Genomic DNA, 12,732 nt, shown 5'->3' on the forward strand with positions numbered 1-12,732 from the left:
ATGCCAATCGCATTGCCCGGTAGCTAAGTTCGGAATCGATAACCGCTGAAAGCATCTAAGCGGGAAGCGAGCCTTGAGATGAGTTCTCCCTGGCGCTTAAAGCGTCCTGAAGGGTTGTTCGAGACTAGAACGTTGATAGGCAGGGTGTGTAAGCGCTGTGAGGCGTTGAGCTAACCTGTACTAATTGCCCGTGAGACTTAACCATACAACACCGAAGGGGTTTTGTGGCTCAGTTAGAGACTTGATTGTGTAGAGAACAAAAAAACAGCTTTCCGAATTTTAAGAATTTGCTTGGCGACCATAGCGTTTTGGACCCACCTGACTCCATGCCGAACTCAGTCGTGAAACGAAACAGCGCCGATGGTAGTGTGGGGTCTCCCCATGTGAGAGTAGGACATCGCCAGGCTTTAATTTGCAGTTTGTCTACTGAAGCTTGATGCTTTTGATAGCTGCGATGCTCATGTGCGTTTGCACACTGCGCGTCTCGCTTCAAAATCCTCATCGCACAGCGACAAACTTCTAAATAAAGCAGTTTTTGGTAAGACTTTATTTAGAGAGAAATTTAGCTAAAAATAGGATAATTAGATCTGTTTTTAGTCACAATTTGTGGAGAGATGGCTGAGTGGTTGAAAGCACCGGTCTTGAAAACCGGCGTACGTTAATAGCGTACCTAGGGTTCAAATCCCTATCTCTCCGCCACTTTTAAAAAGAGCTGTTGTTATCAACAGCTCTTTTTTTATGTCCAAAAATCACTAATTCATATCGGTTAAACTTACCCACTGATTCAACCCTATTCACATATCCGCTTACTCAAAGTTTTGTGCGGCTATTCATCTTAATAATAAACCGATTATGAGATCGATTTGGCGGTATTATGCTTCACGCTAAGCGTAACAGTGACATTGTGCGACCAATCGAGTATGTTGTTCAGCATATTTTCTTGTCGTACTTAGTTATGTTAAAAAGAATCATCATCAATACTGTTTTATATTCTATTGTTCTCTTTACTGTTGGTTGCTCGTCTGCACCAGACAGTGTGCCATTATCTGATCATGACTATTGTGCTGTACCGCTGAATCGTCCAACTCAAACCTTATCTCAGTTTACTGCACCTTTTGCATCAGAAATGCAGCATAAGACCGGAGTCTATGTTTTGGAACAAGGGACGGAAGCGATGATGTCCCGCGCATGGCTGTCTGAACGTGCGGAAAAATCTATTGATGTACAATATTTTATATTTTCAATCGATAATGTTGGCCTGATTGCTACCGATTATTTGGTGCGTGCTGCTGAGCGCGGTGTCAAAGTTCGAGTGTTGGTTGACGATATTATGCTGGAAGCTCGGGGAGATGAGCTTTTAATGCTGGCTGCCCACAAGAATATCGAGATTAAAATTTATAATCCGAATGCGAATGTCGGCAAGAATATTATCCAAAAGCTTACATCGCTTGTGACTGATTTCCATGGTCTTAATCAGAGAATGCATAACAAGGTATTTCTGGTTGATCAACAAATCGCAATTACCGGTGGACGCAATATTGCCGATGAATATTTTGGGTTTGATCATGACTATAATTTCAGGGACAGAGATGTTTTTCTCGCAGGTAAAGCCGTCCATTCAGTACAGGCATCTTTTGAACAGTATTGGCAAAGTAAGCTCAGTGTTTCCGTCGAAGATCTGATGGGGAGTCAACCATATCCGGAGAACCCAAATTTTTCTCGGTTACATTCTTATGCGTGTAATCCTGAGAATTTCAATCCAGAGATTAGAGAAGAGATCGAAGATGTACCGGAGACCTTTAATCACCTTGCAGATGAAGGTAAATTTTTATTTATCGACCATGTTGAATATATTGCTGACATTCCGGGAAAGAATGATCGCAAGCATTTTCTGGGTGGCGGGAGTATCACCAAAGATAAATTGATTGAACTTGCAGAACAAGCGACAGACAGTATTGTTATCCAGACACCATATTTGATTACAACTAAAAGAGACCGGGCATTTCTACGTCAATTGGTTAATCATGGTGTCAAAATAAAAATACTTACAAACAGTCTGGCATCCAATGATAATTTAGAAGCTTTTAGCGGCTATCAAAGAAATAGAAATGAATTACTCGACACTGGTGTCGAAGTTTACGAATTCAGGCCTGATGCCAGAATTAGGCAGAGGGTGATGTCGGAACATATGTATAAACGATTGCCATCGATACCTATATTTGGCCTGCATGCCAAAACAATGACAATTGATGACAATATTACTGTAATCGGTACTTATAATTTTGATCCCCGTAGTGCAAATCTGAATACGGAGAGCATGACAGTTATTTATTCTCCTGAGATTACACAAGATGTGAAATCTTCAATGTTAAAAGAGATGGATGCTGAGAATGCATGGCAGATTACCAAGGATTTTAATCCCGATGATAAAGTCCGGTTATTTAAACGGATTAGGGTTAAACTACGAAGAGTCGTGCCGAAAAATATACTCTAGTGTTTTGATAATCAACTCATAAGATAAGATTAAGTCCGACTTACTTTATGAAAAATCACCATATTGTATTAGGCCATGAGCAGCTATTCTTATCGGACAAATGCAATAAATTATTAACTCAAGTTCATATTTGTTCTTATTCTGTGAAATTACCTTCATTAAGGCAAAGGTGTTTTTACGGAATAAGAATGAGCTAGGAAAATACAGATTTATTATGAACAGGTTTATTATGAACAATGTCTCGTAAATGTAGCGATGTGAAAATATTGTATAGGTATATTTGTGGATGAAGGACTTCAATATTCATCGATTTTTCCGGTTATGCATATAAGATAATTTGTTCTATTTACGACGCTTTTGATTATTAAACGACGCTCTCTGGTGATTTTCCATTCTATTTATGTGATAACTTAATTAAAGTATGTGACGGACTCATTGGACAACTCCAGTGAATCTTGCAAAAACACGGCCACACACTATTTTAAAACTAGGCATGGTTTACATTGCCAAGACTTGGTGAGAGAGGGGTTGATGAAGATTAGAACAAAGCTGATTGCAACGTTTGTGGTTGCAGTCACTGTGCCCGTTGCTTTTTTAGCGATTTTCTCCATAAGAGAAGTCACTGATGCAGCGATCACACAATTTCAAAAAGCCACGATGAAAGAAATTTTGCAAGTTGATCGTGCGTTTAATATTTTCTTTGATAATGCGAAGAAGAGTATTGATTATCTTGCATCACTCCCCGAAGTTACTGAACATTTATCCGATGCACCAAGTTTTGTTGACCAACAGAAAGTCGATAACTTCAAAGGATGGTCTTCTCTTGAAGGGCAGTCAAAACATCTCTTCGACATTTTTGAACGATTTGGCAAAGCAAAACAAAACCTGGCTTATGTTTATACCGGGCGTGAAACAGGAAGTTATATCGAATGGCCGGGGAGCAACTTTTCTTCTCCTTTCGACCCCCGTGTTCGTCCATGGTATAAGGCGGCAATGGCAGCAAATGGTAAGGCCGTTATGACCCACGCTTATTACTGGAAGGGCGATGATGCGACTTATATCGCGATTGCAAAAGCGGTAAAAGATAAAAACAATAAAGTGCTTGGCGCCGTTAGTTTGGATATCTCCGTGAATGAGCTGACTGATATCGTTAAGAGTATTACTATCGGTGATAATGGCTATATCGTTTTGCTGGAAGACAATGACACGATTTTAGTTGATCCATTTAAACCGGAGAATAGCTTTAAATCTGTGAGCGATATTGATACGCCATTTTTTAAATTGATGAGTGAACACCCTAAAGCGTTGTTTGAGGTGACTCGTGGTGGCACAGACTACCTCGGACAAATAGTTATCTCTAAGTTGGGCTGGCGTTTTGTTGCTCTAGTTCCTAAATCTGAAGTCTATGCCGCTGCAGTGAAACAGACTTATGTGACATTTGCGATTGTGATTCCTTTAGTTATTATTTTCATTTTGATCGCATTTTATGTTTCAAAAGTCATTACCTCACAAATCAACAGTGTGACGCATGTTCTGCGACAAATTTCTCAGGGACACGGTGATTTGACAACGAAGCTTGACGAGACTGCCAAGGATGAAGTCGGAGAATTGTCGCGTGCCTTTAATGGGTTTGTCGATAAGTTGGGGAACCTGATTCGGGAAGTTGTCACCCTCAGTGCTGATCTGAAGAGTATGGCTGCCACGGCGACGGAAAAAGCACATCAATGGCAGGCTGATTCAGGAAATCAGTTAGAGAAAGTTACACTGGTGACAGATGCTATCTCTGAGATGTCGAAGGCGACTGCTGAAATTGCATCCAGCTCCGAGCAGGCCGCGGGGATTGCTGAAAGCAGTTCTGCTGACTGTAAGAATGGCAAATTAGTCGTTGAAAATACCAAAGAGTCGATAGAGACACTTGCCAGTGAAGTCCATACCACGAGCGATATCATCAGCAAACTGAATGATAATTCTCAACAGATTACCACGATTATTACCACGATTCAGGGCATCGCAGAGCAGACGAATTTATTGGCTTTAAACGCTGCCATTGAAGCCGCCAGAGCCGGAGAGCATGGCCGAGGGTTTGCTGTGGTTGCCGATGAAGTTCGTAATCTATCACAGAAAACAACAGCCTCGACGGAAGAAATTCAGCAAATGATTCAAGAGTTGCAGCAAACCACGCAACAAGCCGCAGACGTCATGAAAAATAGTAAGTCGATGACTGATAGTGCCGTAGAGCAAGCCAATACGGCCAGCGAAAGTTTGATTCAGTTAGCCCGTTCAATTGATCAGATCAAAGGTGCTTCAATTCAGATTGCGACCGCAACAGAAGAACAGTCGTGTGTCTGTGAGGATATTACGCAAAATACACAACAGATTAATGCTATCGCAAATCAACTGACAGAAGATGCTCAAGGACAGCTTGATAGTGCAGAAGCATTCCGTAAGGTTTCAGATAAGATGTACGATTTGGTGGGTAAATTTAAAGTATAACCAATGGATTGAAAATCTATCGTTGCCAATGCCTGAGTCGTCATACTCAGGCATTTTTCTATTGGAGCCCCAAGCTATTTTTCCGGCCTAACCACGGGTTCTGAATTAAGTCACAATACTTCTTTTGGCAGTGACAACCTGCCATAAGGCTTTTACCAACGGTTGCTCTAATTGGGACTGACGACAGCAAACCCCTAACTGGAATGGCGGTATCAACTGGCTCTCCGGTAAACGCTGCACTTTTTCTCGGGCTGGACTGTTATTGATAACAACATCGGGCGCAATGCCAATCCCATATCCAAGCGCAACCATACTCACAATGGCTTCGTGGCCGGCACTTTGAGCATAGATATTGGGTTTGATTTCCATTTCCTTAAACCAAGTATTGGCTCTTTCTCTTGCTGTACCTGATTCAGGCACGATAAATGGAATTGTTGACCAGTCAATCGGCTCGGCACGAAGTGCCTGCTCAAAACTGCTGACACCGACAGGTGCAATCACTGACAGCGGTATCTCACTGATCGACTCAAATACAATGCGGTTAGGCAGTTGTTCCGGTAAAGCTGAGATAGCCAGATCGGCTTCGTTGTTCAGAACCTTGTCGATTGCCTGAGCAGGATCACCCGTTAATAGCTTGAATTCAATAAATGGGTGTTGAGAGCGAAAGTCAGCCAGTAGTTCCGGAAGGTGGCTATAGCTGGCCGTTACCGAACAAAACAGGCGAATTTCACCTTTCAGCGTTTGGTTGCTCTCATGCAGCTCCGCCTGAAACTGCTGCCACTCACTGATGATTTTCAAGGCGACCGGCAGGAGACGAAGGCCTGTCGGTGTTACTTCTACCCGACGATTATCGCGGATAAAGAGATATTGCCCGATTTCATCTTCAAACTTTTGAATCTGACGGCTTAATGCTGACGGACTCATGTGCATTGCCGCAGCCGTTTTACTAAAGTTTTTACTGTCACAGAGATGGACAAAAAGTTCTAATATTTTAATATTCATATTGTTGTCTAATATGTTGCATTTTTTGCAATACTTGGTTGTGAATATATCACTTTCGGCAATAGAGTGTCTGATTTAATATGTGGATATTCGGTGTCTGCTACCGACATGATGGATCAATAACGAAGGAGCCCCTACATGGCTAACTATTTCAATACACTGAATTTACGTCAGCAACTGGATCAACTGGGTCGTTGCCGTTTTATGGATCGTGAAGAATTTGCCAATGAAGCAGATTACCTTAAAGGTAAGAAAGTTGTGATCGTTGGCTGTGGTGCTCAAGGTTTAAACCAAGGCCTGAACATGCGTGATTCTGGTCTGGATGTTGCCTATGCATTGCGTCAGGCTGCGATTGATGAGCAGCGTCAGTCCTATAAAAATGCGAAAGATAATGGTTTTGAAGTAGGTAGCTACGAGCAACTGATTCCTCAAGCGGATCTGGTGGTGAATCTGACACCGGATAAACAGCATACCAATGTTGTTGAAACTATTATGCCTCTCATGAAAGAAGGCGCAGCATTAGGCTACTCACACGGCTTTAATATCGTTGAAGAAGGGATGCAAATCCGTAAAGATTTGACGGTTGTCATGGTTGCACCGAAGTGTCCGGGAACTGAAGTTCGTGAAGAGTATAAGCGTGGTTTCGGTGTTCCGACACTGATTGCTGTGCACCCGGAAAACGATCCTAAAGGCGATGGTCTGGAGATCGCGAAAGCATGGGCTGCTGCAACCGGTGGACATCGTGCAGGTTGTCTGGAATCTTCTTTTGTTGCCGAAGTTAAATCAGACTTGATGGGTGAACAAACCATTCTGTGCGGTATGTTGCAAGCTGGCTCTATCGTATGCTACGAGAAAATGGTTGCTGAAGGTATCGATGCCGGTTATGCAGGAAAATTGCTGCAATATGGCTGGGAAACGATTACTGAAGCGCTCAAGTTCGGTGGTATCACACATATGATGGATCGCCTGTCGAACCCTGCGAAAGTTAAAGCATTTGAGTTATCGGAAGATCTGAAAGATTTACTGCGTCCGCTGTATAACAAACACATGGACGATATCATTGCCGGTGAATTTTCTAGTACGATGATGGCTGACTGGGCTAATGATGACGCTAATCTGTTGAACTGGCGTAAAGAAACCGGTGAAACGACATTTGAAAACTACCCTGAATCTGATGTAAAAATCACTGAGCAAGAATATTTTGATCACGGTATCCTGATGATCGCGATGGTTCGTGCCGGAGTTGAACTGGCATTTGAAGCGATGACAGATTCCGGAATCATTGATGAGTCGGCCTATTACGAATCTCTGCATGAGCTACCACTGATTGCCAATACCATCGCTCGTAAGCGCTTGTATGAAATGAACGTTGTTATCTCTGATACGGCAGAATACGGAAACTATCTGTTTGCTAATGTCGCGACACCATTATTACGCGAAAAATTCATGCCTTCAGTGAGCACCGATGTGATTGGTAAAGGTTTAGGTGAAACCTCTAATCATGTTGATAATGCTTATCTGATTGAAGTGAACAGCGTGATTCGCAATCATCCGGTCGAGTACATCGGTGAAGAATTACGTGGCTATATGAAAGATATGAAGCGAATTGCCGTGGGTGGTTAATCGAATTTGTCGTCACCCAAAAGGTGACGACAATGATCGCTGAACTCATGATAAAAAAGGCCTGAATTGTATAATTCAGGCCTTTTGCTTGCTGAATGAGATAATACTGTTACCCGCTATGAACATTCTTCTGCGTGACCAGTTGTTCTCAAGACGCTGTGGTTATTTATCTTGTTGAGACAGTTTATCTTCTAACTCAGTGAGTTTTGCTTCCAGTTGAGTCAACTTCTCACGGGTACGAAGTAATACCTGTGTCTGCACATCAAATTCTTCACGACTGACAACATCCAGCTTATTCAATTGTCCTTGAATGACCTGCCGAACTTTCTGTTCAACATCAGCACCGAGGTCTTTGACCGGTTGAGGCATGGCATCATGAATCTGTTTTGCAACTTGCTCTAGTTTCTTTGGATCAAACATATCGGGTAAAACTCCTCTTCTACTCCCTGTTATTCTATGTAATTCAAGCAGGAAAGTCGTTATGAAAGTAGACAAAAAAGGCCACATCGTGTGGCCTTTTTGCTTATCCGGGTATCAAACACACCTTACGGTATGTCTATCAAGCCGTATGGGTTGGTGCTTCATCTGATGATTGCTTTTCTTCATCGTCTTCCACAAAAACCGGTAGTGGTTTATGTTTTTCTGCCAGATAACTGTAAATGACGGGAAGAACAAACAACGTAAACAGAGTCCCGATTGCAAGACCGGCAACGATAACAATACCGATACTGAACCGCTGTTTGGCACCGGCACCGGTGGCATACATTAACGGAATCAGGCCGGCAATCATCGCGGCGGTTGTCATCAGGATTGGGCGCAAACGAATCTTCGCTGCTTCCATGACGGCTTCAATCCGGTTTTTATTGAATTTCAGTTGTACCTCTTTGGCAACTTCACAAATCAGGATGCCGTGCTTGGTTATCAAACCTATCAGCGTAATCAGCCCAACCTGTGAATAAATGTTGAGTGAGGTAAAACCAAAGAATCCGCCCCATGCCAATGCGACCAGAGCGCCACAGATTGCGAGTGGTACAGACACCATGATGACGATTGGATCTCTGACGGATTCAAACTGAATCGCCAGAACCAAGAAGATAATTGCCAAAGCGAGAGCAAAGGTCGTATAGAGTGCGCTCCCTTCGGTAATAAACTGACGAGATTCACCCATGTAGTCGCGGGTGTAACCGGTCGGCAGGGTTTTATCGACTTCACTGTTCAGCCACTCGAGCGCACTTCCCATGGTGACTCCGGGCGTTGGTACTGCACTGATGGTTGCTGAGTTCAACTGGTTAAAGTGGGGTAATGCCCGAGGTTCTGAAACCACATCAATCTTAATCAGACTACGTAAAGGAATCGCATCGCCATTGGCGGCCAGTACATAGTAATTGTTCATTGACTCAGGGTTTAGTCGGTATTTACGCTCGACTTGCGGAATAACTTCATAGGAACGTCCATAGAGATCAACGCGATTGACATAACCATCAGCCATCATCGTTGCCAGTGTCGTTCCGATATCCTGCATCGTTACCCCATAGGCTCCCGCTTTGTCTTTATCAATACTGATTTTCATGGTTGCTGAATCGAAGTTCAGATCCAGTGTTGAGTAGACAAACAAGGGGCTCTGCTGAACTTTACCTAAGATGTCCGAAGCCAGAGTAAACAGGTTTTCGAAGCTATTTGGTGTTTTCAGCACTAACTGAATCGGCAGACCTGAACCGGCACCCGGCAGTTCTGGCATCTCGAAAGCCGAAACAGACATGCTCGGAACTTCTTTAAGAAGTTCTTGTAGTCGTTTTTGTATTTCAGACTGACTCGCTTCCCGCTGACTCCAAGGTACCATGACCGAGAAACCCAGAGACTGGTTTGATTTCGGCACACCGGTAAACTCCAGATTTAAGTTAACTTCAGGTTGCTTCATCAAAATATCATTGACGTGCTCCATGGTTCTCTGCATGTAGTCAAGGTTAGCGTTTGACTGTCCATTGGCAATAAACATCACCACCCCGTTATCCTCTGAAGGGGCCAGTTCAGTCGGAATAAATTTAAACAGAACCGGGAGGCTGGCAAGGATAATCAAGGCAAAAGCAATCACAACGGGACGGTGCATCATGACCGCCGATAGCATTTTCTCATAGCGGTTAGTCATCCGATCCAATATTGAGTGAACCCGACTTTCAAATCTGTTAGGGGTGCCGTGAGCGATAAGCATCTTTGAACACATCATCGGTGAAAGCGTTAGTGCAATAATCCCTGAAACGATCACCGAACCTGCCAGAGATAATGCAAACTCTTTAAATAGTGAGCCTGTAATCCCTTGTGTCAGTGCGATTGGTGCGTATACCGCTGCCAGAGTCAGAGTCATGGCAATGACCGGTAACGCAATTTCTCTGGTTCCGATAATCGCTGCCCTGAATGGTGTCTCACCCAGCTTGATGTGACGGTCAACGTTTTCAAGAACAACGATCGCATCATCCACAACCAGACCGATTGCGAGCACCATGGCAAGCAGGGTCATTAAGTTCCAGGAAAACCCGAAAGTCTGCATCACCAGAGAAACCCCAATCAGAGACAGTGGTATAGTGATGATCGGAATCACGACAGCGCGGAAAGAACCGAGGAAAAGACTAATCACCACCAATACGATTAGAATGGCTTCTCCGATGGTTTTGATAACCTCGTTGATTGACTCGTTGATTGCTTCTGTTGAGTCGTAGAGCAGCGTCATCTTGATATTGCTTGGCATATTTTTTTCGATGCGCGGCATAATCGCTCTGACATCCCGGGCAATATCGATCGGGTTGGCGCTCGGTGCAGCATTAATTGCGGCAACAATTGCTTCTTTTCCGTTTGCCGTTGCCCGATAGGTATCATGGCTTTTTGCCAGTGAAACTTTGGCGATGTCTCCCAAACGGATAATTTGACCACCATCTGATTTGATGACCAGACGCTCTAACTCCGTGGTTGTGGAAACCTGCGTATCCGCATCCCCATTATAGAGAACCAACTCACCGGTTGACTGCCCCGTCGCTGATTGATAGTTATTGGCACTCAGAACGCTCATCACTTGTGACGCAGACAATTTCAGTGCGGCCATCTTATTCGGGTCTAACCAAATGCGCAGGCCGTATTTGATCCCACCATAGAGATCAACTTTCGAAACGCCACTAACCGAGAATAACTGTGGATTGACCACGCGTTCAAGATAGTCGTTGATTTGGCTGGAATTCAGTTCATCACTGGAGAAGCCAATATAGAGTACCGCCGTTGTCGAACCAGTTGACATCGTGACACTCGGATCTTCTGCTTCTTTTGGCAGTTGTGAGCGTACGGAGTTGGTTTTTGCCAGAATGTCAGCCAATGCCGCATTCGGGTCAGTATTGAGCTTCATTTTAACCGTAATGGTTGACCCGCCCATTGAGGACTCTGAGGTCATGTAGTCGATATTATCGGCCTGAGCAATTGCTTGCTCTAACGGTTGAGTGATAAACCCTTGAATCAGATCCGAACTGGCACCGTAGTAACCAGTCGTTACGGTAATCACGGTGTTCGTCATCTCCGGGTACTGTCTGACTTGCAGTTTGAATACGGCTTGTAAACCAAGCAGAGCAATCAGCAGACTCAGTGATATGGCGAGAACCGGACGCTTGATGAATGTATCAGTAAAACGCATGAAACCTCCGGTTACAGCATGGGAACTTCAGATGATGGTGTCAGTGTATCACTTTCCACCACATGAACTTTGGCCCCGTTACTTAAGCGAACCTGACCGGAAGTGACGATGACATCACCGTCTTTCACACCACTTAAGATATGAGCGACATCTTTTTTACGTTCACCAACTTTAATGACTTTTTGCTTAACACGTTTTTCACCATCTTTATCGGTCACAACGTAAACACTATCACCATAAAGGGTGTAGGCAATCGCCACCTGAGGAATAATGACCTGATCTTTTTGAACCGGTAAGAGAATATTTGCTTTGGCGAACATTCCGCTGCGCAACTTACCATCACTATTCGGGATATTGGCTTCTACCTGAACCAGTCCACTCTGTGCATTAACCGCCGGCTCGATGGCCTTAATCGTCCCCTTGAAGAAGTCATCCGGGTAAGCATCGACCGAGATATCAACCGTTTGACCCACTGAAATTTTAGACAGGTCGGTCTGTGGTATCGTGAAGTGCAGGCGCATCACCGAGGTATCTTCCAGACGGACAATATCGGAGCCGATATTGAGATATTGGCCGACGTAAATATTGCGGATACCCACTGAACCGGAGAAAGGTGCTTTGATTTCACGTCGGGCAATGGTTGCTTTCAAACTTTCGATATCGGCAGAGAGAGAGAAATAAGCGGCTTCGGCTTCATCGAAAGATTCTTGAGACAAAGACCCTTTTGTATAAAGCCCTCGGTAGCGTTCATATTTTGCTTTTGCCGCTGGTAAACGAGCCTGAGCACTTTTTAAGTTCGCTTTTTCAACCGCAGAATCGAGTGTCATCAGCATCTGTCCTTTTTCGACGAAAGCGCCTGACTCGAATGTGATATCTTTAATCACACCACTGGTTTCGCTGGTAAGTGTGACACCTTGTTTCGGCTCGATAAAACCGATCGCTTCAATAACCGGTGTCCAATCTTGTACTTTAATCTGAGAAACTGTAATCGGAAATGAGGGTTCGGGCATGTTAGCAAAATAGTCATTCATCGCTTTTTGCTTGAACAAATTTATTCCGATAACACTACCTAACAGCACAATAACAATCAGCAGCATCGAGAATGTCCATAGTAATGTCCGCTTTTTCATTCGATGTTAAACTCCAAGTTTAATGATGAACTAGCCTCAACGAGTTTGTTTCCCCAGTTTGTGCAACAAGATGCTTCTGATACAACTGAATCACTATCAGAAAATATTGATCTGCTTGATTGCTAACTTTTTGGTATTGAAGCGTGAATTAGGTTGCCATTATAGCTTACAGAGTAGCCATATATGCAACACACTTGTGCAGTAAATTATGTAAAAAATCGCATATTTACACGATTGGTAAATTCATTTACCGGGCATTATCATGAGAGCGTGTGAGTATCTGCATAAACCAGTCATCAAGTTCAGAGTAGATGAGATAA

At 43.6% G+C, this 12,732-nt stretch carries 7 protein-coding genes, 1 tRNA gene and 2 rRNA genes; 6 read left to right on the plus strand and 4 right to left on the minus strand.

Translation table 11 applies throughout. The features are described from left to right. From VR7878_RS10850 to VR7878_RS10870, 5 genes are all read left to right on the plus strand, one after another. A 23S ribosomal RNA gene (locus tag VR7878_RS10850) occupies positions 1 to 205 on the plus strand; the annotation flags it as partial. Between the two features lie 85 nt (positions 206 to 290). Beyond that, positions 291 to 406: ribosomal RNA gene (gene rrf, locus VR7878_RS10855) — 5S ribosomal RNA — on the plus strand. A gap of 202 nt (positions 407 to 608) precedes the next feature. Continuing rightward, positions 609 to 699: transfer RNA gene (locus VR7878_RS10860), tRNA-Ser, on the plus strand. 175 nt (positions 700 to 874) lie between these two features. Beyond that, entirely contained in the window at positions 875 to 2,494 is a 1,620-nt protein-coding gene (locus VR7878_RS10865) for a phospholipase D-like domain-containing protein (protein WP_235862869.1), read from the plus strand. 531 nt (positions 2,495 to 3,025) lie between these two features. Continuing rightward, positions 3,026 to 4,987, plus strand: a complete 1,962-nt coding sequence (locus VR7878_RS10870) for a methyl-accepting chemotaxis protein (protein WP_077336099.1) — start codon at positions 3,026 to 3,028, stop codon at positions 4,985 to 4,987. Between the two features lie 105 nt (positions 4,988 to 5,092). On the opposite strand, the gene ilvY is transcribed toward VR7878_RS10870, so the two are convergent. After that, positions 5,093 to 5,989 carry an HTH-type transcriptional activator IlvY gene (gene ilvY / locus VR7878_RS10875; protein ID WP_077336101.1) on the minus strand — a complete coding sequence of 299 codons (897 nt, stop codon included), beginning with the start codon at positions 5,987 to 5,989 and terminating at the stop codon, positions 5,093 to 5,095. Positions 5,990 to 6,127: 138 nt separating this feature from the next. Between ilvY and ilvC the strand changes: the two genes are divergently transcribed. Beyond that, complete coding sequence (gene ilvC, locus VR7878_RS10880) at positions 6,128 to 7,612, plus strand: ketol-acid reductoisomerase (RefSeq protein ID WP_077336103.1); 1,485 nt, start codon at positions 6,128 to 6,130, stop codon at positions 7,610 to 7,612. Between the two features lie 162 nt (positions 7,613 to 7,774). On the opposite strand, the gene ubiK is transcribed toward ilvC, so the two are convergent. From ubiK to VR7878_RS10895, 3 genes are all read right to left on the minus strand, one after another. Further along, complete coding sequence (gene ubiK, locus VR7878_RS10885) at positions 7,775 to 8,032, minus strand: ubiquinone biosynthesis accessory factor UbiK (protein WP_077336105.1); 258 nt, start codon at positions 8,030 to 8,032, stop codon at positions 7,775 to 7,777. A 139-nt stretch (positions 8,033 to 8,171) separates the two neighbouring features. Next, positions 8,172 to 11,282 carry a multidrug efflux RND transporter permease subunit gene (locus VR7878_RS10890; protein WP_077336107.1) on the minus strand — a complete coding sequence of 1,037 codons (3,111 nt, stop codon included), beginning with the start codon at positions 11,280 to 11,282 and terminating at the stop codon, positions 8,172 to 8,174. Between the two features lie 11 nt (positions 11,283 to 11,293). Next, a complete protein-coding gene (locus tag VR7878_RS10895; protein ID WP_077336109.1) occupies positions 11,294 to 12,412 on the minus strand; it encodes an efflux RND transporter periplasmic adaptor subunit in 1,119 nt (372 codons plus the stop codon). Positions 12,413 to 12,732: the final 320 nt, after the last annotated feature.

It is taken from the genome of Vibrio ruber DSM 16370, assembly GCF_900163965.1.
GTDB classification, from domain to species: Bacteria; Pseudomonadota; Gammaproteobacteria; order Enterobacterales; family Vibrionaceae; genus Vibrio; species Vibrio ruber.